Origin of the sequence: Actinomadura macrotermitis (assembly GCF_009604375.1) — a bacterium.
GTDB classification, from domain to species: domain Bacteria; phylum Actinomycetota; class Actinomycetes; order Streptosporangiales; family Streptosporangiaceae; genus Spirillospora; species Spirillospora macrotermitis.
Map to the genome: position 1 here is coordinate 1,659,121 of NZ_WEGH01000002.1, position 23,975 is coordinate 1,683,095.

Genomic DNA, 23,975 nt, shown 5'->3' on the forward strand with positions numbered 1-23,975 from the left:
GTACATAGTGCTACGCTCCGGGCGGGACCGGCCGGAATGTGCGGACCTGACGAATGATCTTGCGCCGCAACTGGATTCGGCGGCTACCGTCGGGGTAAAGGCGCAAGCGATCGAGCTCCCAGCCGCCGTGCTCGGCGTGCTCGGTCATGATCTGCCGGGCGGCATCGCGGGTGGTGCCGCGCGGCAGGCGCAGGACGAGGTAGGTGTACTCCACCATCGCGCCCCATTATGGCGCGCGGGTGAACGCGGCGGGAGTCGCCCGGGCGCCTAGGGTGGCGGTCGTGGGTCCGCAGCGCCGCCGGGGACGTGTCATCCTGTCGGAGGCCGTGGCCGTGCGGCGCGCGCCGCCCGTTCCGCCAGGACCGGACGGCGGGGCCCGTGACGCGGCGGCGGGGATCCGGGCATGAACACGTCGTGCGGAAGCGTTGTAGTCAGTCCGTGCACGAAGACCAGACAGCGAGGTTGGAGCGACTGTGCCAGCCAAGAACGGCACCGCGAAGAGTGGCCAGGCCGGGGGCAGCGGCACCCGGCTGGTGATCGTCGAGTCGCCTGCGAAGGCCAAGACGATCGCCGGGTACCTGGGGCGTGGCTACATCGTGGAGTCCAGTATCGGCCACATCCGGGACCTGCCCGGGAGCGCCTCGGAGGTGCCGGCCAAGTACAAGGGCGAGCCGTGGGCCAAGCTCGGCGTGAACGTCGAGCACGACTTCGAGCCCCTCTATGTGGTCAACACCGACAAGCGGCAGCAGGTCGCCAAGCTGAAGAAGCTGCTCGCCGAGGCCGACGAGCTCTTCCTGGCGACGGACGAGGACCGCGAGGGCGAGGCGATCGCCTGGCACCTGCAGGAGGTGCTGAAGCCCAAGGTCCCGGTGCACCGGATGACCTTCAACGAGATCACCAAGGACGCCATCCAGGCCGCCGCCGCCAACCCGCGCGAGCTGAACCTGCGGCTGGTGGACGCGCAGGAGACCCGCCGCATCCTCGACCGCCTCTACGGCTACGAGGTCAGCCCGGTGCTGTGGAAGAAGGTCATGCCGAAGCTGTCGGCGGGCCGGGTGCAGTCGGTGGCGACCCGCCTGGTGGTGGAGCGCGAGCGCGAGCGCGTCGCGTTCGTCCCGGCGCACTACTGGGACATCGCGGCCGAGTTCGACACCGGTAAGGCCGACGAGCCGAAGGCGTTCAAGGCCGGCCTGGTCTCGGTCGACGGCAAGCGCGTCGCGCAGGGCCGCGACTTCGCCTCCGACGGCACGCTGAAGACCCGCGACGCCCTGCACCTGGACGAGGAGGCCGCGCGCGCGCTGGCCGGGCGCCTCACCGGGCGGACCTACGCGGTCAAGTCCGTCGAGCGCAAGCCCTACACGCGCAAGCCGTACCCGCCGTTCCGCACCACCACGCTGCAGCAGGAGGCCAGCCGCAAGCTGGGGTTCTCCGCCAAGTACACGATGTCGGTCGCGCAGAAGCTGTACGAGAACGGCTTCATCACCTACATGCGAACCGACTCGATCACGCTGTCGGAGACCGCGATCAACGCGGCCCGGCGGCAGGCCGCGACGCTGTTCGGCGGCGAGTACGTCCCGGACCGGCCGCGCGTCTACACCTCCAAGGTCAAGAACGCGCAGGAGGCGCACGAGGCGATCCGTCCCGCGGGTGACAGTTTCCGCACCCCGGGTGAGACGGGTCTCACCGGCGACCAGTTCCGGCTGTACGAGCTGATCTGGAAGCGGACGATCGCGTCGCAGATGAAGGACGCCGCCGGCCAGTCGGTGTCGATCCGCGTCACCGGCGTGTCCACCCAGAACGAGACCGCCGAGTTCGGCGCGTCCGGCAAGACGATCACCTTCCACGGCTTCCTGAAGGCCTACGTGGAGGGCGCCGACGACCCGGCGACCGACCGCGACGACCAGGAGCGGCGGCTGCCGAACCTGGAGGAGGGCGACCCCCTCGCGGCGAACTCGATCTCGGCCGAGGGCCACTCGACCCGCCCGCCCGCCCGCTACACCGAGGCCAGCCTGGTCAAGGAGCTGGAGGAGCGGGAGATCGGCCGGCCGTCGACCTACGCGTCGATCATCGGCACCATCCTGGACCGCGGCTATGTGTTCAAGAAGGGCACCGCGCTGGTGCCGTCCTTCCTGGCCTTCGCGGTGACCAACCTGCTGGAGCAGCACTTCGGCAACCTGGTCGACTACGACTTCACCGCGCACATGGAGGACGGTCTCGACGAGATCGCCCGCGGCGAGGCCGAGCGGGTCCGCTGGCTCGGCCGGTTCTACTTCGGCGAGGACGGCGAGGACGGCCTGAAGGAGCTCGTCGGCGACATCGGCGAGATCGACGCCAAGGGCATCAGCTCGTTCCCGATCAAGGGCACCGACATCATGGTCCGGGTCGGCCGCTACGGCCCCTACCTGGACCGCGACGGCGAGCGCGTCAACATCCCCGAGGACCTGGCGCCCGACGAGCTGGACGCGGCCAAGGCCGAGGAGCTGTTCGCGCAGCCGAGCGGCGACCGCGAGCTCGGCACCGACCCGGTGTCGGGCAACGTGATCGTGGCCAAGTCCGGCCGGTTCGGCCCGTACGTGACCGAGGTGCTGCCCGAGCCGCCGGCCCCGGCCGAGGGCGAGAAGAAGCGCACCAAGAAGGCGGCGGCGGTCAAGCCGCGCACCAGCTCGCTGTTCAAGACGATGACGCTGGACACCGTCACCCTCGACGACGCGCTGAAGCTGCTGTCGCTGCCGCGCACGCTCGGCGAGATCGACGGCGAGCCGGTGACCGCGCAGAACGGCCGGTTCGGCCCGTACATCAAGCGCGGCACCGACAGCCGGTCGCTCGGCTCGGAGGACGAGCTGTTCACCGTCACGCTGGAGCAGGCCAAGGAGCTGCTGGCGCAGCCGAAGCAGCGCGGGCGGGGGCGGGCCGCGGCCGCGCCGCCGCTGCGCGAGCTGGGCAACGACCCGGCGAGCGGCAAGCCGGTGGTGGTGAAGGAGGGCCGGTTCGGGCCCTACGTCACCGACGGCGAGACCAACGCCAGCCTGCGCAAGGGCGACGAGGTCGAGCAGATCACCATCCAGCGGGCCGCGGAGCTGCTCGCCGAGCGCCGCGAGAAGGTCGCGGCGGGCGGCGGGAAGAAGAAGCCGGCGCCGCGCAAGCGGACCTCCGCGAAGTCCAGTTCATAAGGACATCTACGCCGATACCCTGACCGACATGACCAGAACGGGCGTCACCCGGCAGGACCCCGCCGAGCTGCCGGGCGCTACGTCGAACCAGGCGTTCCGGCGGCTGCGCGCCGCGCTGTCGCTGTCGGGCCTCGGCCACTGGCTGAGCGTCCCGGCGCTGACGGCCTTCGCCGGCGTGCTCACCCGCGACCAGGGCACGGCCGGCCGGCTGCAGGCGATCGGCCTGGTCCTGGTGCTGATGCTGGCGCCGGCGGTGCTGCTCGCGCCGCTGGCGGGGCTGGCGGCGTCCCGGCTGGACCGCCGGATCACGATGATCGTGGCGGACGTGCTGCGGTTCGCCCTGGTGGCGTCGGTGCCGATCGTGCACGCGCTGCCGTGGACGATGGCGGCGGCGTTCCTGGTCGGCTGCATCAGCCTGCTGTGGACGCCGCTCGTCGGCGGCGCGCTGCCGGAGGAGCAGCAGGCGCCCGTGCTGCGCGCCGCGTACGGCACCGCGCCGGTCGCGGCGCTGCTGTTCACGGTGCTCGCGCTGATCTCGGACGCGCTCGTCGGCGTGGCCCACCGCGCCGACCTCGCCCTCTACGTCACCGCCGTGGTGTTCCTCGGCGCGGCGGCCGCCGTCGCCGCGCTGCGCGAGCTGCCGGCGCCGGAGGCGTCCGCGCCGCCGGCGCCGCTGAAGCTGCTGGTCCGCGAGCGTGGCGCGGCGGGCCTCGCGGTCGCCGGGACGGCCCTGGCCGCCGGCGGCGTCGTCGCGCTCGCCAAGGTGCACGCCCGCGAGCTCGGCGGCGGCGACGCCGGGTACGGCGCGATCCTGGCCGCCCTCACCCTCGGCGCCGCGTTCGGCCTGTTCCTCGGCCCGCGCGTCCTGGCCCCGCTGTCCCGCCGCCGGCTGCTCGGCCTGGCCTCGGTCGCGGTCGCGCTGGTGCTGCTGGCCGACGGCCTGGTGCAGAACCTGGTCGTGGTCGTCGTGGCGACGGCCGTGCTCGGCGTCGCCGCCGGCATCGGCTGGGCCGCCGCGCACACCGTCGCCGGGTTCGGCTACCCGCGCGCGGTCGCGCTCGTCGCCGCCCTGGTCGCGGTCGCGGGGCTGCCGCCGCTCGCCGGCGTCCTCGGCGACCATCGGCTGCACGCCGGCGACGGCGTCTACGACCTGACCGGCGTGCACGCCGCGCTGCTCATCACCGCCGCGGTGGCGCTGCTGCTCGGCCTGGTCGCCTGCCGGCGGCTGGACGACCGGCGCGGCATCCCGCTGCTGCCCGACGTGCAGGCCGCGCTGCGCGGCGAGACCTACGTCCCGCCCGCCGCCCCGCAGGCCCCGGCGCCGAAGACCGAGCGCGGCGTGTTCGTGGCGTTCGAGGGCGGCGAGGGCGCGGGCAAGACCACCCAGGCGCGGCTCGCCGCGATCTGGCTGCGCGACCACGGCTACGACGTCGTCACCACGCACGAGCCGGGCGCCACCAAGAACGGCATGCGGCTGCGCGCGCTGCTGCTCGACAAGGAGACCACGGGCCTGTCCTCGCGCGCCGAGACGCTGCTGTACGCCGCCGACCGCGCCGACCACGTCGCCAACGTGATCCGCCCGGCGATGGAGCGCGGCGCGATCGTCGTCAGCGACCGCTACGTCGACTCCTCGCTGGCCTACCAGGGGTACGGGCGGCGCCAGCCGGTCGAGGAGATCGCCGAGCTGAACACCTGGGCGACCGGCGGCCTGGTGCCCGACCTCACCGTGCTGCTGGAGGTGCCGCCGGAGACGGGCCTGAACCGGCTGTCGGCGCCCGCCGACCGGATCGAGTCCGAGCCGTCGGACTTCCACGAGCGGGTCCGCGAGGGGTTCCGCGCCCTCGCCGAGGCCGACCCGGACCGCTACCTGGTGCTGGACGCGAGCCGCCCGCAGCACGAGATCACCCGGGAGATCCAGGACCGCATCCGCGCGATCCTGCCCGACCCGGTCCCGGCGGCGGCCGAGGACATCACCAGCACCTTCCCGGCCATCACCGACGCGTAACCACGGGTGCCCGAACCCCGTAGCCTGGACCCCATGAGCGTGTGGGATGACCTGGTCGGGCAGCAGCAGGTCGTCGACCGGCTGCGGCCGGCCGCCGAGAGCGGTTCGCCCGCGCACGCCTGGCTGTTCACCGGCCCGCCCGGCTCGGGCCGCACGACGGCGGCGCGGGCGTTCGCGGCGGCGCTGCAGTGCAAGGAGGTCCCGCGCGGGTGCGGGCACTGCGCGTCCTGCCACCAGGTGCTGCAGGGCACGCACGCCGACGTGGAGGTCATCCGGCCCGCCGGGCTGTCCTTCGGCGTGCGCGAGACCCGCGAGCTGGTGCTGCGCGCGTCGTCGTCGCCGAGCGGCGGGCGCTGGCAGATCGTGCTGTTCGAGGACGCCGACCGGGCCACCGAGGCCGCCGCGAACGCGCTGCTGAAGGCGATCGAGGAGCCGCCGCCCCGGACGGTCTGGCTGCTGTGCACGCCCTCGCCCGAGGACCTGCTGGTGACCATCCGGTCGCGCTGCCGGCTGGTGACGCTGCGGACCCCGGCCGTCGCGGCCGTCACCGAGATGCTGGTGCTGCGCGAGGGCGCCGACCCGCGGACCGCTGAGATCGCCGCGCGCGCGGCGCAGGGCCACATCAGCCGGGCCCGCGAGCTGGCCGCCGACCCCGAGGCCGCGCGGCGGCGCGGCGAGGTGCTCGCGCTGCCGCGCCGGATGACCTCGGTCGGGCCCGCCGTCGTCGCCGCCGAGATCCTGGTGAAGGCCGCCGAGGCCGACGCCAAGGCGCACACCGAGGCGATGGACGGGACCGAGACGTCCGCGCTGCGCCAGGCCCTCGGCGAGAGCGCCAAGGGCCGGATGCCGCGCGGCACCGCCGGGGCGCTGAAGGAGCTGGAGGACCGGCAGAAGTCGCGCGCGACCCGCGTCAAGCGCGACTCGCTGGACCGGGCGCTGCTGGACCTGGCCTCCTACTACCGCGACGTGCTGGCGCTCCAGCTGGGCGCGGGCACCGCGCTGGTCAACACCGACCTGGACGCCGAGCTGCGGACCGCCGCCGCCGAGGGCGCGCCCGAGGCGACGCTGCGCCGGCTGGACGCGATCATGCAGTGCCGGGAGCGGCTCGGCGCGAACGTCAACCCGCTGATGGCCGTCGAGGCGATGACCGTCGCGATCACAACGGCAGCCCGGCGCTGATCCGCCGGTCCGGCGCGTCCTCCGGCCGCTTCGGGGCGTGGTGCCCGATGACCGAGCCGCTGCCGGGCCGCATCGGGAAGTGCAGCTCCTCGCCGGTCGCCGGGGCGACGTCCCCGGCCTTCGGCGAGGTGCGCAGCGACACCGCGACGAACCCGGCGACCAGCAGCAGGTAGCCGCCCAGCACCGCCCACGACGCGGCGCCGAGCCGGGTGCCCCCGTAGGCGAGGGCCGCCACGGCCGCCGAGCACGGGATGGTCAGCACCCACGCGATCGACATGCGGCCGAAGACCCGCCAGTTCACCGGGGCGCCGGAGTTGGCCGCCCCGGCGCCGGTGATCGCGCCGGCCACGGTGTGCGTGGTGGACACCGGCGCGCCGATCGCGGTGGAGGCGAACAGCGCGGTCGCCGCGGCCGTCTCGGCGGTGAACCCGCTGACCGGCCGCAGCTCGGTGATCCGGGTGCCCATCGTGCGGATGATCCGCCAGCCGCCCGAGTAGGTGCCGAGCGCGATCGCGCCGGCCGCGCCCGCCATCACCCAGACCGGCACGTGCCAGGTGTGCAGCCGGCCGCTCGCGACCAGCAGCGCGACGATCACGCCCATGGTCTTCTGCGCGTCGTTGCCGCCGTGCCCGAGCGACACCGCCGCCGACGACGCCAGCTGCGCCCAGCGGAACCGGCGCTCGGTGCGGCGGGCGGGGCGGCCGCGCAGCAGCAGCCGCAGCGCCGTCATCAGCGCCGCCGCGACGACCAGCCCGGCGACCGGCGACACCACCAGGAACACCAGGGCCTTCTCCACGCTGGACGCCTTGATCGCGTCCGGCCCGCCGCGGGCGAGCCCGGCGCCGACCAGCCCGCCGATCAGCGCGTGCGAGGACGAGACCGGCAGCCCGAAGTGCCAGGACACGTAGTTCCAGGTGATCGCGCCGAGCAGCGCGGCGAACACCACCGCCTGCCCGACGTACTCGCCCCGCACGGTGGAGCCCACGGTGTCGGCGACCCCGGTGCCGAAGACCAGGAAGGCGACGAAGTTGAACGACGCCGCCCACGCCACCGCGAACCGGGGCCGCAGCACGTGGGTGGCGATGACGGTCGCCACCGAGTTGGCCGAGTCGTGGAAGCCGTTGGTGTAGTCGAACAGCAGCGCCAGCGCGATCAGCCCGATCAGGCCGGCCGTCGTCAGGTCCATGTCGGGGCCATGCCCGCCGCGGGGCCGTCCAAGATGAACGGCCGCCGAACAGGGCAACCATTTGCCTCCCGCGGTGTCTCTGGAGCATGAATGCTGAAGCAGTGGTGACCGAACGCGCCCCGGGCGACGCGTCCTCGGCCGTCACGGACCTCTACCGGGGCCACGCGCTCGGGCTGATGCGCCTCGCCCTGGTGATGGTGGGGGACCGCCCGACGGCCGAGGACGTCGTCCAGGAGGCGTTCACGGGCCTGTACCGGCGCTGGTCCCGGCTGGACGACCGGGACAAGGCGCTGACCTACGTGCGGTCGGCGGTGCTGAACGGCTGCCGCAACGCGTTACGGAGGCGCCGCCGCCCGTTCCGCGTCCAGCACGAGCCGCCGGTGTGGTCGGCGGAGGCGGCGGCGCTCGTCGGCGAGGAGCGCCGCGAGGTCCTGGCCGCACTGCACGCGCTGCCCGCCCGGCAGCGCGAGGCGCTGGTGCTGCGCTACTACTGCGAGCTCTCCGAAGCGGAGATCGCGGCCGCGATGGGCGTCAGCCGCGGCACCGTGAAATCGACCACGTCCCGGGCGCTGGACGCGCTCGGCCGGATCCTCGGGGAGGGCCAGTGAACACGACGGAGCAGCGGCTGACGGAGGCGCTGAAGGCGGCGGGCGGCACGCTCGGCCCGCAGGACGTGCCGGACCTGGTGCTGCCGGCGCGGCGGCGTTCCGCGCCGATGATGCTGGCCGCCGCGGCGGCGACGCTCGCGGTGATCGCGGGTGGGACGCTGCTGGCGTTCGGGCGGGAGAGTGTTCCCGTTCTCGGCTCGGCAGGAGGCGACGTCCGGGTGTCGGTGTTCCTCTGCACGAAGACCTCCTCCAATCCCGCGTGCGACAAGAAGGACGCCACACAGGAGGAGAAGGACGAGATCAAGAAGTATCTGATGAGGGTTCCGGGCGTCCGCAAGATGGAGTACGTATCCAAATCGGAGGCGTACCTGAGGTTCCGGAAGGACATGGAGGGAGAGAAGGGCTTCCTGGAGAGCTCGGCGAAGTCCGGCGATATCCCGGACTCGTTCCAGCTGACCATGGTCAGCAAGGTGGCGGCCAATCGGGTGCTCGAGGGCAACCTCGGCAGGCCCGGAGTGGACCAGATCGTCATGGGCCGTTCCTGATCCGTTCCGCCGGGCGTGCATCGTGCAGCACGGGCTCGGGCAGGATGGTGGTCATGCCGTATCGCGTCACGTTCGTCTGCACCGGCAACATTTGCCGCTCGCCCATGGCCGAGTCCGTTCTGCGCCACCACGTGGAGGAGGAGGGGCTGGACGTCGAGGTCGACAGTTCCGGCACCGGCGGCTGGCATGTGGGCGACGACGCCGACCACCGCACGATCGCGGCGCTGCGCCAGGCCGGGTACCGGTCGGCGCACGCCGCGCGGCAGTTCGAGACCGCCTGGTTCGGCCACTACGACCTGATCCTGGCGCTGGACGAGGGGCATCTGCGCGAGCTGCGCGCCCTCGCGCCCGACCAGGAGGCCCGCGGCAAGATCCGGCTGCTGCGCGAGTTCGACCCGGCGGCGGGCGACGACCTGGACGTGCCCGACCCCTACTACGGGAGCCCGGCCGACTTCGAGCACGTGCTGGAGCTGGTGGAGGCGGCGATGCCGGGCCTCCTGGAGGAGATCCGCACGGCGCTGAAGGACGGCTGAGCCGGCATGCGGCTGCGCGACGTGGTCGACCTCGGGACCAGCCACTCCTGGTCCCTGCAGCGCGCGACGGCCGACGACGGCCGGGAGGTGTTCGTCAAGGCCGCCGACGGGGCGTCCGGGGTGCTCGCCGCCGAGGCCGCCGGGCTGCGCTGGCTGGCCGAGGCGGGGCCGGACGCGCCCGTCGTCGAGGTGCTGGAGGCCGGTGAGCGGCGGCTGGTGCTGCCGTGGCTGGAGCCGGGCGTCCCGACGGCGCGGACCGCGGAGCGGTTCGGCCGCGAGCTGGCCGCCATGCACGCGGCCTCGCCGGGCGCGTACGGGGCGCCCTGGGAGGGCTACATCGCCGACCTCCCGCTCGACAACACCCTGGACGAGGGCCCGTGGCCGCGCTGGTACGCCGAGCGCCGCCTCGCCCCGTTCCTGCGCCGCGCCGCCGGCGACCTGGGCGCGGACGGCGTCCGGCTGGTCGAGCGGGTCATCGAGGAGATCGACGTGCTGGCCGGCGCGGCCGAGCCGCCCGCCCGCATCCACGGCGACCTGTGGTCGGGGAACCTGCGCTGGACGCCGGACCGGGCGGTGCTGATCGACCCGGCCGCGCACGGCGGGCACCGCGAGAGCGATCTGGCGATGCTGGCGCTGTTCGGCGCGCCGGAGATGGACCGGATCGTCGCCGCCTACGACGAGGCGGCCCCGCTCGCGCCCGGGTGGCGGGACCGGGTCCCGCTGCACCAGCTGCACCCGCTGCTGGTGCATGTCGCGCTCTACGGGGTTTCGTACCGCATTGCCACGATTGAGGCGGCAGTCGGGGCGCTCGGCTAACAAATCGCCAGCAACTGGTCGATAACTGAGCGATCATGGGTTTTTGTCACGTGCCGGGATGAGATAGAAACATCGGGCAGGACGTGACGAGAGGCGGGAGACGGGCGCACCCCATGGACGGCAACAGCACGGGACCGGTACAGGGGCCACGCCTCCACTCCGCCCGGCGGACGTTCCTCCCCGTCGGCGTGGCGGCGCTGGCGGCGCTCGCCGTCGCCGGCGGCCTGGACGTCGTCCACCACCACGAGCGGGTCGTGGCCAAGGAGCGCACCGCCAAACCGGCCTCCGCGAAGACGCCGAAGAAGAAGCCCGCCCAGACCGCGCTGCCCCGCTACGTCGTCGGGGTGCGCCGTCCCGGGAACGCGCTGGTCGTCCGCGACATCCGCACCGGCAAGGACGTGGGCCTGCCTGTGGCCGCGCCTCCCGGGCAGCTGTTCCAGCGCATCGCCCGCGGCGGCGGCGGGACCTACGTCGTGGCCGCCGCAGCGGGCAAGAAGGTGACGTTCCAGCGGCTGCGCCTGGAGAAGGACGGCCGCCCCAAGGAGATGGCCCCGATCCCCAACGCCGTCGTCTCGGGTGTCTCCACCGCCGCGTCCGACCTGGCGGTCAGCCCGGACGGCACGCACATCGCCTACGTGACCTACCGCGGCACCGCCGGCCGGGTGGACGTGCTGACGCCGGCGTCCGGAGAGCGCAAGACGTGGACGTCCCGGACGACCGCCCGCATCTCCAGCCTGTCCTGGGCGGGCGACACGCTGTCGTTCGTGTGGAGCCCGTCCGGCAGGAAGGCCAAGGCGGCCAAGGCCGTCCGGCAGGTCCGCACGCTGGACACCACGCTCGCGCCGGGCAGCCTGAGGGTGAGCAAGTCGGTGCTGCGGCTGCCCGCCGGCAGCGGCACCGCCGTGCTCAGCCCGGACGGCCGCAGCGTCACCACCGGCGTCCCCGAGCGCTCCGAGACCACGCTGCGCACCTACTCGATCGAGACCGGCAAGCCCACCAAGGACCTGTGGACGCAGGAGGTCCAGGGCGGCCTGCGGCGGCTGGACATCGGCGGCGGCCCCGGCCACCTGCTCGCCTACGGCGCCGACGGGCGGCTGTACATCCAGGGCGCCCCGGCCGTCCCGGCGGCCGACCTGGCCGACGCCGCGTGGTGAGCCGCCCGGCGACGCGTTAGGTTGGAGCGGCGGGCCGCGCCGCGGTCCCGCGGGCGAACGGAGCCGAGCATGGGCATGGTGATGGCCGTCAGCTTCACCCGTTACGGCCGCCTCTACTATCTGGACCCCGGCCCGCACAGCCCCCGCGTCGGCGACAAGGTGCTGGTCCCGACCGACGCCGGGCCCGAGGTCGCCGAGTGCGTCTGGGCGCCGCAGTGGGCCGACGACGACATCGGCGGCCTGCCCGTCTGCGAGGGCCTGGCGACCGACGAGCACCTGGCCCGCGACGAGGCCAACCGGCGCCTTCGCGCCGAGGGCCGCAGCGTCGCCAAGCGGCTGATCCGCCGGCACGAGCTGCCCATGAAGGTCATCGGCGTCGACCACCTCGACGCCGACAACGTCTACACGATCTACTTCACCGCGCCGCAGCGGGTGGACTTCCGCGCGCTGGTACGCGACCTGGCCCGCGCCCTGCGGGCCCGGGTCGAGCTGCGCCAGGTCGGCCCGCGCGACGAGGCGCGGCTGCAGGGCGGCATCGGGCCGTGCGGCCGCGACCTGTGCTGCGCCACGTTCCTGAAGGACTTCGAGCCGGTCTCGGTGCGGATGGCCAAGGAGCAGGACCTGCCGGTCAACCCGCTGCGCATCGCGGGCGCCTGCGGCCGGCTGATGTGCTGCCTGAAGTACGAGCACCCGCTGTACGTGCAGGCGCACGAGCGGATGCCCGCGCTCGGCGAGCGGGTGGAGACGCCCGAGGGCGCCGGGCAGGTCGTCGGCCGCAACGTGCCGGGCGACACCGTGTCGGTCCGGCTGAACGGCGGCGGCCGCTGCTCGTGCCCGTCGGCGTCGGTGTGCTCGCCCCGGCGGCAGCACGACGCCCGCTACGGCGAGGGCTCTTGAGGTAGGGGACCCGGGTACCGGCGCCGCCCCCCACGAGCGGCACCGGCCCGGGCGGCTCAGGCGGCGACGGGCTTGGCTTCGCGGGCGCGCGGCATCGGCGACGGCTCGGTCACCTTCGGCCCCGGCAGCGCGTACCGGAAGATCTTCTTCCAGGTGCTGGTGATCTGCTTGGAGAACGGGCCCGTGTGGTACGGCAGGTCGTACTTCTCGCAGAGCGCCCGCACCCGCGGCGCGATCTCCGACAGCCGGTTGCTCGGCATGTCGGGGAACAGGTGGTGCTCGATCTGGTGCGACAGGTTCCCGCTCATCAGGTGGAACAGCTTGTTGCCGGAGATGTTGGCTGAACCGAGCAGCTGGCGGACGTACCACTCGCCGCGCGTCTCGTTCGGCATCTGCTCCTCCTCCAGCTCGAACACCTCGACGTCGCCGGGGAAGTGCCCGCAGAAGATGATCGCGTTGGACCACAGGTTGCGGACGATGTTGGCGGTGAAGTTGGCCGCCAGCGTGGTGCCGAACTGCGGGCCCGACAGCAGCGGGAACGCCAGGTAGTCCTTGCCCCACTGCCGCGCGATCTTGCGGCCGATGGCGCGCAGCTTGGCCTTGGTCTCGGCCGGGTCGTTGGTGCCCGCGCGGATCTTCTCCAGCTCCAGGTCGTGCAGCGCGACGCCGTACTCGAAGAACATCGCCAGCAGCAGGTTGTAGACCGGCTGCCCGATGTTGGCCGGGTGCCAGGGCTGCTCGGGCGTCACCCGCAGGATGCCGTAGCCGACGTCGTTGTCCTTGCCGACGATGTTGGTGAAGGTGTGGTGCACGAAGTTGTGCGAGTGCTTCCACTGCTCGGCGGGCGAGACGTTGTCCCACTCCCACGTGGTGGAGTGGATCTTGGGGTCGCGCATCCAGTCCCACTGGCCGTGCATGACGTTGTGCCCGATCTCCATGTTCTCCAGGATCTTGGCGACCGACAGGGTCGCGGTCCCGGCGAGCCAGGCGGGGGGCAGCGCGGAGGCCATCAGCAGGGCGCGGCCGGTGATCTCCAGCCCGCGCTGCAGCTTGATGATCTTGTGGATGTAGTCGGCGTCGCGCTCGCCGAGGTCGGCGGTGATCTCGTCGCGCAGCGCGTCGAGCTCGGCGCCGATGGCCTCGTAGTCGGCCGGCGTCAGATGGGCGGCGGTGTTGGTCATGGTCGTGCTCCTTTCAGGTCTCAGAGTTCGATCTCGACGGGGCCCGCGGCGGCGGAGACGCAGGTCTGGACCAGATGGCCCTCCTCGCCGTGCACCTCGCCGGTGCGCAGGTCCCGGACCTGCCCGGCGCGCAGCCGGCCGACGCAGCTGTAGCAGATGCCCATCCGGCAGCCGCTCGGCAGCAGCGCGCCCGCGTCCTCGCCGGCCTCCAGCAGCGGCGTGGCGCCGTCGGCGTCGACCTCGACGTCGCTCTGGGTGAAGCGGACCCGGCCGCCCTCGCCGCCGGCGCCCGCGAGGACGGGGCGGAACCGCTCGGTCCGCAGCCGTCCGGCGGCGTCCGCGGCGGCCCAGTGCGCCTCGGCCTCGTCCAGCAGCCCGGCCGGGCCGCAGGCCCAGGCGTCGCGCCCGGCCCAGTCGGGGCAGAGCCCGGCCAGCTCGGCGAGCTTCAGCCGGCCCTGCCCGGCGGTGTGCCGCTCGATCAGGGTCAGGTTCTCGAACCGGGCGGCCAGCTCGCGCAGCTCGGCGCCGAAGATGACCTCGTCCGGCGTGCGGGCCGAGTGGATCAGCACGGTGTCGGGCATCTCGCCCTGCGCGGCCAGGTGCCGCAGCATGGCCATCACCGGGGTGATGCCGCTGCCGGCGGTCAGGAACAGCAGGCCGCGGGCGGCCGGGTCCTGCGGCAGGACGAAGTCGCCGTCGGCCGGCTCCAGCCGCACGATCGTGCCGGGCCGGGCGTTCTCCACCAGGTGGCGGGAGACGACGCCCTCGGGGTTGGTCTTGACGGTGATGGCGAGCCGGCCGTCGGGCCGCGGCGGCGACGACAGCGAGAACGTGCGCCAGTGGCGGACGCCGTCGATGTCGACGCCGATCTTCAGCCACTGGCCGGGCAGGTGGCCGGCCCAGTCGGGGCCGGGACGGATCTCCAGGGTCGCCGCGCCGGGTGCCTCGTGCCGGACCCGCTCGATCCGGCCGCGCAGCTCGGCGGTCGACCAGAGCGGGTTGACCAGCCCGAGGTAGTCCTCGGGCAGCAGCGGTGTGGTGAGCCAGCGCGCGGCGGCTGCGAGCCGTCGGGCGGGGCTACGCCGCGACGTGGCGTGCAGTGCGGGCAAAACGGGCCTCCCGGGCGCTTTTCAACTTACGCTTGCGTAACCTACGCTTACGTAGGTATAGGAAAGAAGCAAGCCCGGAACGCCAAAAGCGACGGGCATCACACCATCGCACGATGTCTCATTCGATGGTGAGATGCCCGCTGTCAAAGTGGCGGCCGGTTTTTGTGTGGAACGCTCAAATCCCGCGTCAGCCGCGGGGTTTCGGACGCTCCTGCTCCACCCCGTCGACGAAGATGTCCACCTTCTCGCCGTAGAACGCGACCAGCCCCCGCACCGCCGCGCTCTCGGGCAGCGGCGACGCGTACGACCAGGCGATGTCCTCGTGCACGGTGCCGCCGGCGCGCACCGACCAGTACTCGGCGAACCCCTTGTAGGGGCAGCCCGTCACGGTTTCGGACGGCTCCAGCAGCTCCATCCGCACGTGGGTCTTCGGGAGGTAGTAGCGGACCGGCAGGCCCGTCTCGTGCAGCATCGAGGGGCTGGAGGACTCGGCGACCGTCACGCCGTCCACCTCCACCCGCACGTGCCGCGAGCTCGGCAGCACGTCGACGCGGGTGCGGGGGTTGCGCGGATGCACGAACACCTCCTGGTCCTCCTCGAACCAGGCGTCCATCGCGCCCCACTTCAGCCGCACGAGACCGCGCAGCTCCTCCGCCGGGAAACGCAGGGCGCCGCCGGGGGCCTGCGCGCCGTCCACCCGCACCGTGTAGGAGACCGCGCCGTCCCGGCCCGGCCCGTCCTCGACCAGCTCGGCCCGCACGTCCTCGGCGGGGATGTAGTAGGCCGGGTAGTAGGGGACCTCGTAGACCAGGACCGGCCTGATGGTGTCGGCGACCAGCTGTCCGCCGAGATACGCCCGGACGCGCCTGGCGCCCTGCTCGATCCGCGGTGATGCGCTCATGATCGGGACAACGCGCCCGTCCGCCGCCTGCTTCCCGGGGACTCGGCGGCAAGGAGCGTGCGCCGGGCCGCGTGCCGACGTAGCGTAGGCGCAAGGCTACGAAACGGGGACGCAGGTGCGGACGACAAGGATCGCCGGGGCGATCGTGCTCACGCTGGCGCTGGCCACGGCGTGCAACGACGAACCCGGGGTGGCCAAGAGCCCGCCCCAGGCCACGGACCTGCAGGCCTACTACGCCCAGCGCGTCACCTGGAAACCCTGCGGCGACGGCTTCGAGTGCGGCAAGGCCGAGGTCCCCCTCGACTACGCCAAGCCGGGCGCCGAGAAGATCAAGCTCTCCCTGATCCGGCTGCCGGCCGGCGACAAGGCGCACCGGATCGGCTCGCTGCTGACCAACCCGGGCGGGCCCGGCGGATCGGGCGTCGAGTTCATCCGCAACGCCGGCCGCACCTTCGGCTCCGACCTGCGCAAGCGCTTCGACATCGTCGGCTTCGACCCGCGCGGCGTCGGCGCCAGCGCGCCCGTCCGCTGCATGGACGGGCCGCAGCTGGACCGCTTCTTCGGCGCCGACTCCTCCCCCGACGACCAGGCAGAGGTCGACGCCCTCGCCCAGGTCAGCAAGGGCTTCGCCGACGCCTGCAAGGCCCGCGCCGCGGCCGAGCTGCCCCGCGTCGGCACCCGCGACGCCGCCCGCGACATGGACGTCCTGCGCGGCGCCCTCGGCGACAAGAAGCTCACCTACTACGGCGCCTCCTACGGCACCTACCTCGGCACCTACTACGCCGAGCAGTTCCCGGGCAACATCCGCGCCGCCGTCCTGGACGGCGCCGTCGACCCCACCCTGTCCTCGACCGCCATCCTGGTCGAGCAGGCCAAGGGCTTCGAGACGGCGCTGCGCGCCTTCGCCGCCGACTGCGTCAAGACCGACTGCCCCCTCGGCAAGAACGTCGACGGCGCCATCGCCAAGGTCTCCCAGCTGCTCGCCAAGGCCGACAGGACGCCCCTCGCCAACCGCCGCGACAGCCGCAAGATCAACGACTCGTGGGCCGTCATGGGCATCGCCACCGCCATGTACGCCAAGGAGTACTGGCCCGTCCTGCGCCAGGCCCTCTCCCAGGCCCTGACCCGCAACGACGGCACCCTCCTCCTGGCCATCGCCGACCAGATGGTCGAACGCAAGCCCGACGGCACCTACAGCAACCAGACCGACGCCAACATGGCCGTCAACTGCGTCGACAAGCCCAACCCGCCCGACACCGCCACCTACGGCAAGGCCGCCGACCAGGCCAAACGCGAATCGCCCCGCTTCGGCGCCTTCGTCGTCTGGGGCGGCCTGCCCTGCGTCTACTGGCCCGTCCAGACCAAGGAGCAGCCCCACGCCATGGCCGCGAAGGGCTCGCCCCCCATCGTCGTCATCGGCACCCTGCGCGACCCGGCGACCCCCTACAAGTGGGCCCGCAACCTCGCCTCCCAGCTGGACAAGGGCGTCCTCCTCTCCTACGACGGCGACGGCCACACCGCCTACCTGCAGGGCAACGCCTGCATCACCAAGGCCACGGACCGCTACCTGATCGAGGGAACACCTCCCAAGAAGGGGACCCTCTGCCACTGATGCACACACACTCCCGAAGAACCGGTAGACTGCTGCCCGCCGCACACTTGTGAGGCAGGCCGCCTTAGCTCAGTCGGCAGAGCGATTCACTCGTAATGAATAGGTCATCGGTTCGATTCCGATAGGCGGCTCCAGCTCAGAGGCCCCGTCCGGTCATCCGGACGGGGCCTCTTGTGAGTGCCTGACTACAGGTGTTCCGATGCGGCCGCGAAGACCTCGTCCATGCTCTCCGCGCCCGCCATGAGCGCAGGCAGGATCTGGTGTCAGTACACGTCTTCAGTGACCTGGGTGGTCTGGTGGCCGACCAGCTTGGAGATGGTCTCAATGGATACTCCGGCGGCCGACAGGATCGACACGAAGCTATGCCGCAGCTCGCGCGGCGTCCACTCCTCCGCCACCAGGCCGGGCACCTTGCGCAGGATCGCGCGGATGACGTTGTTGGCGTTCCGCGGCATGCCCACAGCCGAGGCGATGACCAGATCGTTCTCCTGCCACTTCTGCCCCGCTGCCTGAGGCTGTCGCTCTGCAGCTCCATCTGGAACCGCAACGCTTCGGCGCAGCGCTTGGGCAGTGCCAGCGACCGACGGGATTTCTTGGTCTTGCCGCCGGCTCGCACCGACCACCAGACGTAGACAGCGAATTGCTCGTGTTCCCACCCGGCCTGCTTGACCGGTACCCACTCGTTGCGCTCGGCGTCGAAGGCAATCATGTGAGACCAGCACAGCGCCCGCAGTTCCTCGATGCGGATGCCGGTCAGCAGGGACAAGACGATGTAGGCGTACATCAGCGTGCCTACGGGGACCTGCACGATGGAGCTGACCTGTTCGATCGACAGCGCCTTCGAGGGACGCCCTTCCTTTCCGCGCGGAACGTCACACAGCAGCACCACGTTTCGCTTCACCTTGTCGCGCTTCTGGGCGTGGGTGATAGCGCGTTTGAGGATCGGCCGAAGCTGACGCAACGTATCGGTACTGAGCACCTTCGCTCTGCCGGCCAGCCAGACGTCCACGTCGTCTGCTGACAGTTCGCGCAGCTTCCGTGCGCCCAGGAACGGGGTGATGTGGTTGTCAGCCAGGCTTCGACACTTGATCACGGTGTCCTCATCGCGATTGCTGAGGCCGTGCTCCAGCCAGACTTGGATTGCATGGCGAACTGTGCAGCGGATGTCCCTCGCTCGGCAGTCCGTCGTCACGGTCACGCAGCTTTTGAGTGCCTTTGCCTTGCTCTTATCGCTGGCTGTCCGGACGAAGCGCTTTCCGGCAGGCGCGTAGCCCACGGTGATCTCGGCGATCCAGCGCTGACGGCTTTCGCTCCAGCGCAGTCCGCCGTCGCCTTTGGGGCATGGTTTGGGCTTTTCCTCAGGCAAGATCGGCCTTTCGGGTGCACGGGGCGCCCAGGAGGGCGGTGCGGCCGGCAGCCGGGCCGACGGGGCCGTGGGGCGGTCGGTGGCGACGCACAGGACTTCGCGGGCGAGCTAGTCGGGCATGAGGCCGGGGCGGCGGGGGTGCTGGCGAGGACGCGATAGGTGCCTACAAGAGCGGTAGCGCCGGGGGCGATGCCGTAGTTCCAGCCGGCCTTGATGTCGATCTGCCAGCCCAGCTCGCTCAGCGCCTGGCGGAGCCGGCCGCCGCCGGGGATCTGGGGTGCGCGGTCTGGAGCTCCTGGATGGCGTTGCGGATCGTCATGCGGGCGACCTTGTAGTGCGCAAGAGCTCTGCCTGGGAGGGTAGTTTGTCGCCTTCGCCCAAGCGGCCAGCCTGGATGGCTTCCCGAAAGTGATCGGCGATCTGACGGAAGTCAGTTCGGTCGCTGCTCAGGTCGAGTCCGCTCCGCAGTACTTCATCGGCGCTCAATCGCGTCCCTGCTACTCATCCAGACGTCTACTAGTGTCAGGTTACAAGGGAGGTGTGGGATGACGGATCACTCGGCCGGCCACTCGGTCAGCGTCGCAGGCGTCATCGTCGACGACGATGGCAAGGCGTTGTTGGTGCAGCGACGGGACAACGACCACTGGGAATCGCCAGGCAGTGTCCTTGAAGTCAAGGAGTCGATCACTGATGGTCTGCTGCGTGAGGTCCAGGAAGAGACAGGACTGATCGTCGAGCCCGTTGCGCTCACTGGCGTCTATAAGAACATGGCACGGGGCATCGTGGCGTTGGTGTTCCGGTGTCAGGCGGCTGGAGGTGAGCTTCAGACGAACGATGAGGCCAAAGCCTTCCTCTGGGCCTCCCCAGAGAAGGTGTCGACGATGGTCGATGAGGCGTTCGCTGTCCGGGTCCTGGACGCGATGCGCGCACACCATCCGGGACCGGAGGCCCGTCACCACGATGGAGTGCAGCACATCCCTCGCTTGGACGAAGCCAGCTAGTGCTCTAAGGGGCCGCCTGGCTCACGGCCCCCTCGTGCTCACTGCGTTGAAGAGGTCAATCATGTGCGTCTCTTCCGTAGCGCCTCGAAGGCCGTATGGGGTGTTAACGGTGGTTACGTCCTGGCCCTCTAGGGTGCAGCGTTGGAGAGATGGGGTTGAACTTTCGACTTCATCTCAAGGGGCGAGTAGAGCACTTACCTCACCTGCCTTATGGTCATGCGATTCTCTTGTTTCCTTCAGTTGCCAGTGATAAATTAATCATATCTGGAATCAGCGCCTAGGTGCAGAGTCATGGTTCGTTGGCGTGAGGCGCGACATGGCGAGAGGAGTGCAGGCGATGACGAAGCGCACGGCAATTGAGTGGACCGAGGTCACTTGGAACCCCACCACCGGCTGTGATCAGATCTCGGCTGGATGTGATAATTGTTACGCGTTGGCGCTGGCCAAGAGACTTAAGGCCATGGGTGCGGAAAAGTACCAAAATGATGGTGATCCGCGTACGTCGGGCCCCGGTTTTGCGCTCACCGTGCACCCAGACACACTGCTTCAGCCTTATAGCTGGCGAACGCCACGAGTGGTGTTCGTCAACTCCATGAGTGACCTGTTCCATGCCCGAGTGCCGCTGGACTTCGTGCGCCGGGTCTTCCAGGTCATCGCTGACACTCCGCAACACACCTACCAAGTGTTGACCAAGCGGTCGACGCGTTTGCGTCGAGTCGCTGATCGACTTGAGTGGCCCGACAACTTGTGGATGGGGGTGTCGGTGGAGGACCGCCAGGCTTTGTCGCGGGTAGATGATCTACGGCGCGTGCCAGCCAATGTTCGTTTCTTGTCGTGCGAGCCACTGCTCGGGCCGCTGGACGGATTGGACCTAGAGGGCATCGGCTGGGTCATCGCTGGCGGCGAGTCCGGGCCTGCGCATCGACCACTGGACCCGCAATGGGTCTTTGGTATCCGTGACAACTGTGTGCGCTCAGGGGTGCCCTTCTTCTTCAAACAGTGGGGTGGCCGCACACCCAAGGTGGGTGGCCGTGAGCTAGAAGGCGAGCTGTGGGATCAGATGCCCGCGTTGGCCGGCACCTGCTAGCGGGGGCGTGCAATCACTCGTTCCCGCCATCGCTTGTGCGATACCAGAACCTCCAGCTTGCCAGCAGTTTGGAGCTCTTTCAGGCACTGGTGCACTATTGTCTCGGTCGCTGACCCGTAAGCCTTACCGAAGATCTCCGTAGTTCGATCGACGACCTTGAAAGAGTTGTGCTCTTCCAGTAGCCGTTGCAGGTTTGCGGTGACCGTGCGGCGGGCCTCCTGTTCCTGACCATCAATGATCGATTTGAAAGTCTCCGCCACCGGGAACAGGGTGTCCTGGTCAACGCACTCATCATCTTCCAGCACGCCCAGGTGTTTTAGCCAAACCTGCTTGGCTCGGCCCACTGAATCGCCGAATACCCATAGTCCATAAGGGCTGCGCGTGAAGAAGACCATGTGGTAGATCGGCTGAGCATGGTGTAGACGCTTGCGTACCGGCACGGTCGCACTGAGCATTCCGGTTGCCTCTCCAAGAAGGCGAGCGTATTCCTGGACGACCGCCTCGACTACCTCCCGAAAGTCTGGAGACTTGGAGTTGCGGCGGACCTCAGCGGCAATATCGCGCCACCAGGTACCGCCGCAGGTCTCATCCATCAGTGCCTGATCGGTATGTCCCTTCTCCACTGCTCCGGCCATACGCCGTGATAGATCGGCGCTGAAGTTGATCAGTGCCTCCGTAGGAGGCTTGGTTGCACGCCGTTGGCTGCCGAGTACGTGGGTAAGCTGCTTGAAGGGCAACCCAGCTCCGCACGGATCCAAAAACAAGAAAAGTGGTACTCCGTCAGAGGCAGCGATCACTGTGTCCAGGTGTTGCTGAACAGGCCCGAATAGGGCCTGTGCGTCCAGCCCCTGCTCAGCGTACTCCTGAACTACCGGCTGCAGACTGGCAAAGTTCTTGCGGTCCTTCTCGGTGAAGAAGGAAACAGCGGTGCGCGTGCTCGCGAACCTTCGTGTTGCGCGCAGAATGTGTTCGGCTGACCCGGCGCTGCCATCGCCATAGCGGCCGCTGCCGGCGAACCCATCCAGGATCACCACCCGGTTATCCCGCGCGGACTTGCCCGGCATCGCGATGAACCGTGACATGTACTGCTTCAAGATCTCGTGCTTGAACACTGACTGAGCATGCGGATCCCGCTTGTCCAGCAGCCCACCAGACGTCCCCGTCGCCATCGCATGCCCTCCTGGTCGAACCCTCGTCAGCAGATCTACGGGAGGCAAACGAGCAAGTCAATATCTTTCCGGAAATTGCCATCCCTTGCGACCATCATTCGCTCACCAGTTCTAATGGGCCGTCGGTGCTCTACGGTAGGATGCGCCGTTGTTGGGAGTGATCGGCTAGTTTCCCCTCGGGCCAAGTAGTGCAGCACCGAAGGATGTCAAGCCTGCCACGCGCATCGTCTCCGAAGCGTTGAAGGCAGTGCGGAGCGAGGCGCCTCCTGAAACGACAGAAGGCCGGCCGCCCGCTGTTGCGGGCGACCGGCCTTCGTGTAGCCGTGTTCTAGGAGGAGCTGAACCTTCGGTAGAGACTCGCGTCGCTCTCTGGGGCAGCTGTGGCCTACGGCAGCCCGAGGTGTGAGGGCTCCGGTTGTCTGGGGAGATCTCGATTGCATGACCAGTTGCCTGACAATCGTCATGGACGTGCACGGACCTGGAGGGACGTAGGGGGCTGCTGCTTCCTGCTTTGAGGCCTCAACTCCCTAGTTGATCTTCGCTTGTAATGAATAGGTCATCGGTTCGATTCCGATAGGCGGCTCGGCAGCCCAGAAGGCCCCTCCCAGCCGGGAGGGGCCTACCGCGTGTCTCACCTCCGAGGCCGCCAGCAGACGACACTCGCGTCGTCGGACGCCTTGCCGCGTGGCTAGCGTCCCCAGAAACCACCGGACGGGTTGCGGGCGTCGTTCAGAGAGGCCGCGGGGTCATCCATCTGCTGTGTGCTCAAGAGACTCGCGGTTATGTGGACTCCTTGCGCGGGCGTGCCAAGACGGCCGATGACGAGCAAGAGGCGGTCGGGGCGCTCTGGGCATTCGGCGCATTGCGCCGCGGGGGATTGGGAGCGGGGTGGTTGGCGGTATTGCTTGGTGGTGCGGTGACTCCGGTGTCAGGGCTCTCTCAGGCGGGGTGGGTGATGGTTAGGAGGAGGCTGCCCGCGTTGTCGACCAGGCAGTGGTCCATGTCGTGGATCCGCAGCTGCAAGTCGCCGGCGGCGGGGGCCGTCAGTTCATGGTCGTCGCCGATCGCGAATATCGCGCCGTGCCCGACGCGGCCCAGGAGGACGCCGTAGTTGAGGCCGGGGTCCAGCTTGCACTTCTGGTAGATGCGGGCGTCGGTGGCGTCGTCGTAGCCGCGTGGTCCCACCGGCGCGAACAGCCTTCGGTCCACCGTCCAGCTGCCCGATGAGGTCAGGGTCAGCCGCTCGCCCTTGTGCACGGCGATTCCCGTGCTCTGCCAGCCGCTTGTTGAGTCCACCTGGGTTGAGACCTTTTCGGCGTGGGGTGGGGCCGAGGTGTGCGGGGACGGGGGTGGCGGTGCGCTGGTGGTGCTGGCGGGCGGGGGAGGTGGGGGCGAGGTTTGTTTCGTGGGTGTTGGCTTGGATGACGGGGGTGGCGTGGTGGGTGTTGTCATTTGCGGGGATGGGGCCAGGGCTGCCTGTGTTGCCTTTTGGGGTGGTGAGTCTGGGAGCAGCGAGGCCGTCAGCGCTCCGGCGGTGGCGAGTGCGGCGATGGCTCCTGCCCACAGAGCGCGGTGGGGCGTGCGTCTCGGCGCGGCCGACGGGTCCAGGAGGCGGATCACCTCCTGCGCCGTCGGGCGGACGCGCGGATTCTTGCGCAGCAGCCCCGTGATCGCCGTGGTGAGCGGGCCGAGGTCCGCGGGGATCGGTGGTTCCTCGAAGCGGACGGCGTAGAGGGTCTCGGGCAGTCCGTCCCGCCGGAACGGGGAGCGGCCCGTCAGCAACGTCAGCAGTGTCACGCCGAGCGACCACAGGTCCGACGCCGGGCCCGCGCCCGTCCCCGCGAGCCGTTCGGGCGACATGTAGGCGGGCGACCCGACGAGCTGGCCCGAGAACGTCAGGGACTCGTCGCCGTCGATCGCCGCGATCCCGAAGTCCGTCAGGCGGACGCGGCCGTCCGGGCGCAGCAGGACGTTGCCGGGCTTGACGTCGCGGTGCAGGACGCCCGCCCGGTGAACGGCGTCGAGCGCGGCGGCGAGCTGCGCGCCGATCGAGGCGACGGCGGCGGCCGGCAGCGGGCCCCGGTCCGCCAGGACGCGGTCCAGGGACGGCGCGTCGACCAGCTCCATCACGATCCACAGCTCGCCGTCGTCCACGATGTCGTGCACGTCGATGACGTTCGGGTGGTCGATCCGGGCGATCGAGCGCGCCTCGCGGACGCAGCGGCGGCGGGCGACCGGGTCGTCGGCGGTGTGCAGCTCCTTCACGGCGACGGCGCGGCCGAGCCGCAGGTCGTCGGCGCGCCAGACGGTCCCCATGCCGCCGCTGCCCAGCGGCCCGGTCAGCCGGTACCGGCCGGCCACCGTGCGGCCGGTGCCGTTCTGTGTCATCTGCCCTCCCGCCGTGCCCTTTTCACCGCGATGATGAGTCCACCGGGACGGTTCGGGAATGGCCCGAA

At 70.4% G+C, this 23,975-nt stretch carries 20 protein-coding genes and 1 tRNA gene; 13 read left to right on the forward strand and 8 right to left on the reverse strand.

The window, feature by feature from the left end; all coding sequences use genetic code 11:
• Positions 1-10: 10 nt before the first annotated feature.
• Positions 11-217 carry a DUF5703 family protein gene (locus tag ACRB68_RS19775; RefSeq protein ID WP_153534222.1) on the reverse strand — a complete coding sequence of 69 codons (207 nt, stop codon included), beginning with the start codon at positions 215-217 and terminating at the stop codon, positions 11-13.
• A 256-nt stretch (positions 218-473) separates the two neighbouring features.
• Between ACRB68_RS19775 and topA the strand changes: the two genes are divergently transcribed.
• Genes topA through ACRB68_RS19790 form a run of 3 tightly spaced genes read left to right on the forward strand, consistent with a single transcriptional unit; the run spans position 474 to position 6,354 of the window.
• A complete protein-coding gene (topA, locus tag ACRB68_RS19780; RefSeq protein WP_328594437.1) occupies positions 474-3,170 on the forward strand; it encodes a type I DNA topoisomerase in 2,697 nt (898 codons plus the stop codon).
• A gap of 28 nt (positions 3,171-3,198) precedes the next feature.
• On the forward strand, positions 3,199-5,175 hold the full coding sequence (tmk, locus tag ACRB68_RS19785; RefSeq protein WP_153534224.1) for a dTMP kinase: 1,977 nt from the start codon (positions 3,199-3,201) through the stop codon (positions 5,173-5,175).
• Positions 5,176-5,208: 33 nt separating this feature from the next.
• Positions 5,209-6,354, forward strand: coding sequence for a DNA polymerase III subunit delta' (locus ACRB68_RS19790; protein WP_153534226.1), 1,146 nt, complete (start codon positions 5,209-5,211; stop codon positions 6,352-6,354).
• Here the strand turns inward: ACRB68_RS19790 and ACRB68_RS19795 are convergent.
• Entirely contained in the window at positions 6,332-7,540 is a 1,209-nt protein-coding gene (locus tag ACRB68_RS19795; RefSeq protein ID WP_153534228.1) for an inorganic phosphate transporter, read from the reverse strand. The genes ACRB68_RS19790 and ACRB68_RS19795 overlap by 23 nt on opposite strands.
• 86 nt (positions 7,541-7,626) lie before the next feature.
• On the opposite strand from ACRB68_RS19795, the gene ACRB68_RS19800 reads away from it, so the two are divergent.
• The 6 genes from ACRB68_RS19800 (at position 7,627) to ACRB68_RS19825 (ending at position 12,093) form a co-directional block, all read left to right on the forward strand.
• Positions 7,627-8,148 carry an RNA polymerase sigma factor gene (locus tag ACRB68_RS19800; RefSeq protein WP_153534230.1) on the forward strand — a complete coding sequence of 174 codons (522 nt, stop codon included), beginning with the start codon at positions 7,627-7,629 and terminating at the stop codon, positions 8,146-8,148.
• A complete protein-coding gene (locus ACRB68_RS19805; protein WP_153534232.1) occupies positions 8,145-8,693 on the forward strand; it encodes a permease-like cell division protein FtsX in 549 nt (182 codons plus the stop codon). The genes ACRB68_RS19800 and ACRB68_RS19805 overlap by 4 nt, the downstream gene beginning before the upstream one ends.
• Positions 8,694-8,746: 53 nt before the next feature.
• Positions 8,747-9,226, forward strand: a complete 480-nt coding sequence (locus ACRB68_RS19810; protein WP_153534234.1) for a low molecular weight protein-tyrosine-phosphatase — start codon at positions 8,747-8,749, stop codon at positions 9,224-9,226.
• A gap of 6 nt (positions 9,227-9,232) precedes the next feature.
• Positions 9,233-10,042, forward strand: coding sequence for a fructosamine kinase family protein (locus ACRB68_RS19815; RefSeq protein ID WP_153534236.1), 810 nt, complete (start codon positions 9,233-9,235; stop codon positions 10,040-10,042).
• 113 nt (positions 10,043-10,155) lie between these two features.
• A complete protein-coding gene (locus tag ACRB68_RS19820; protein ID WP_153534238.1) occupies positions 10,156-11,196 on the forward strand; it encodes a TolB-like translocation protein in 1,041 nt (346 codons plus the stop codon).
• Between the two features lie 69 nt (positions 11,197-11,265).
• Positions 11,266-12,093, forward strand: a complete 828-nt coding sequence (locus ACRB68_RS19825; RefSeq protein ID WP_207709741.1) for a PSP1 domain-containing protein — start codon at positions 11,266-11,268, stop codon at positions 12,091-12,093.
• A 56-nt stretch (positions 12,094-12,149) separates the two neighbouring features.
• Here the strand turns inward: ACRB68_RS19825 and ACRB68_RS19830 are convergent, their stop codons facing one another.
• From ACRB68_RS19830 to ACRB68_RS19840, 3 genes are all read right to left on the reverse strand, one after another.
• Positions 12,150-13,274, reverse strand: coding sequence for a fatty acid desaturase family protein (locus ACRB68_RS19830; RefSeq protein WP_153534240.1), 1,125 nt, complete (start codon positions 13,272-13,274; stop codon positions 12,150-12,152).
• 20 nt (positions 13,275-13,294) lie between these two features.
• Positions 13,295-14,383, reverse strand: a complete 1,089-nt coding sequence (locus tag ACRB68_RS19835; protein ID WP_153534242.1) for a ferredoxin reductase — start codon at positions 14,381-14,383, stop codon at positions 13,295-13,297.
• Positions 14,384-14,570: 187 nt separating this feature from the next.
• On the reverse strand, positions 14,571-15,284 hold the full coding sequence (locus ACRB68_RS19840) for a DUF427 domain-containing protein (RefSeq protein WP_153534244.1): 714 nt from the start codon (positions 15,282-15,284) through the stop codon (positions 14,571-14,573).
• Between the two features lie 115 nt (positions 15,285-15,399).
• Here ACRB68_RS19840 and ACRB68_RS19845 point away from each other — a divergent pair, with 115 nt between their 5' ends.
• The gene (locus tag ACRB68_RS19845) at positions 15,400-16,896 is read left to right on the forward strand and encodes an alpha/beta hydrolase (RefSeq protein ID WP_328594440.1); all 1,497 of its coding nucleotides are present in this window, start codon (positions 15,400-15,402) and stop codon (positions 16,894-16,896) included.
• A 58-nt stretch (positions 16,897-16,954) separates the two neighbouring features.
• A tRNA-Thr gene (locus tag ACRB68_RS19850) sits at positions 16,955-17,030 on the forward strand.
• Positions 17,031-17,159: 129 nt separating this feature from the next.
• Here ACRB68_RS19850 and ACRB68_RS41400 read toward each other — a convergent pair.
• A complete protein-coding gene (locus tag ACRB68_RS41400) occupies positions 17,160-17,351 on the reverse strand; it encodes a tyrosine-type recombinase/integrase (protein WP_235959450.1) in 192 nt (63 codons plus the stop codon).
• Between the two features lie 1,456 nt (positions 17,352-18,807).
• Between ACRB68_RS41400 and ACRB68_RS19865 the strand changes: the two genes are divergently transcribed.
• The gene (locus ACRB68_RS19865; protein ID WP_153534245.1) at positions 18,808-19,263 is read left to right on the forward strand and encodes an NUDIX hydrolase; all 456 of its coding nucleotides are present in this window, start codon (positions 18,808-18,810) and stop codon (positions 19,261-19,263) included.
• A gap of 337 nt (positions 19,264-19,600) precedes the next feature.
• Complete coding sequence (locus ACRB68_RS19870; RefSeq protein ID WP_153534247.1) at positions 19,601-20,350, forward strand: DUF5131 family protein; 750 nt, start codon at positions 19,601-19,603, stop codon at positions 20,348-20,350.
• Here the strand turns inward: ACRB68_RS19870 and tcmP are convergent.
• Together tcmP and ACRB68_RS19880 are read right to left on the reverse strand one after the other, a co-directional pair.
• Complete coding sequence (gene tcmP, locus ACRB68_RS19875) at positions 20,347-21,519, reverse strand: three-Cys-motif partner protein TcmP (RefSeq protein WP_153534249.1); 1,173 nt, start codon at positions 21,517-21,519, stop codon at positions 20,347-20,349. The genes ACRB68_RS19870 and tcmP overlap by 4 nt on opposite strands.
• Positions 21,520-22,458: 939 nt before the next feature.
• Positions 22,459-23,907, reverse strand: a complete 1,449-nt coding sequence (locus ACRB68_RS19880) for a serine/threonine-protein kinase (protein WP_153534250.1) — start codon at positions 23,905-23,907, stop codon at positions 22,459-22,461.
• Between the last annotated feature and the right edge of the window lie 68 nt (positions 23,908-23,975).

Excerpts from the sequence above, each read along its gene's own strand:
- ACRB68_RS19790 (WP_153534226.1), top strand. The coding sequence starts at position 5,209 with ATGAGCGTGTGGGATGACCTGGTCGGGCAGCAGCAGGTCGTCGACCGG.
- tcmP (WP_153534249.1), bottom strand. The coding sequence starts at position 21,519 with ATGGCGACGGGGACGTCTGGTGGGCTGCTGGACAAGCGGGATCCGCAT.
- ACRB68_RS19820 (WP_153534238.1), top strand. The coding sequence starts at position 10,156 with ATGGACGGCAACAGCACGGGACCGGTACAGGGGCCACGCCTCCACTCC.
- ACRB68_RS19870 (WP_153534247.1), top strand. The coding sequence starts at position 19,601 with ATGACGAAGCGCACGGCAATTGAGTGGACCGAGGTCACTTGGAACCCC.
- ACRB68_RS19840 (WP_153534244.1), bottom strand. The coding sequence starts at position 15,284 with ATGAGCGCATCACCGCGGATCGAGCAGGGCGCCAGGCGCGTCCGGGCG.
- tmk (WP_153534224.1), top strand. The coding sequence starts at position 3,199 with ATGACCAGAACGGGCGTCACCCGGCAGGACCCCGCCGAGCTGCCGGGC.
- ACRB68_RS19815 (WP_153534236.1), top strand. The coding sequence starts at position 9,233 with ATGCGGCTGCGCGACGTGGTCGACCTCGGGACCAGCCACTCCTGGTCC.
- ACRB68_RS19865 (WP_153534245.1), top strand. The coding sequence starts at position 18,808 with ATGACGGATCACTCGGCCGGCCACTCGGTCAGCGTCGCAGGCGTCATC.
- ACRB68_RS19810 (WP_153534234.1), top strand. The coding sequence starts at position 8,747 with ATGCCGTATCGCGTCACGTTCGTCTGCACCGGCAACATTTGCCGCTCG.
- ACRB68_RS19880 (WP_153534250.1), bottom strand. The coding sequence starts at position 23,907 with ATGACACAGAACGGCACCGGCCGCACGGTGGCCGGCCGGTACCGGCTG.
- ACRB68_RS19795 (WP_153534228.1), bottom strand. The coding sequence starts at position 7,540 with ATGGACCTGACGACGGCCGGCCTGATCGGGCTGATCGCGCTGGCGCTG.
- ACRB68_RS19800 (WP_153534230.1), top strand. The coding sequence starts at position 7,627 with ATGAATGCTGAAGCAGTGGTGACCGAACGCGCCCCGGGCGACGCGTCC.
- ACRB68_RS19775 (WP_153534222.1), bottom strand. The coding sequence starts at position 217 with ATGGTGGAGTACACCTACCTCGTCCTGCGCCTGCCGCGCGGCACCACC.
- ACRB68_RS19825 (WP_207709741.1), top strand. The coding sequence starts at position 11,266 with ATGGGCATGGTGATGGCCGTCAGCTTCACCCGTTACGGCCGCCTCTAC.
- ACRB68_RS41400 (WP_235959450.1), bottom strand. The coding sequence starts at position 17,351 with ATGCCGCGGAACGCCAACAACGTCATCCGCGCGATCCTGCGCAAGGTG.
- ACRB68_RS19830 (WP_153534240.1), bottom strand. The coding sequence starts at position 13,274 with ATGACCAACACCGCCGCCCATCTGACGCCGGCCGACTACGAGGCCATC.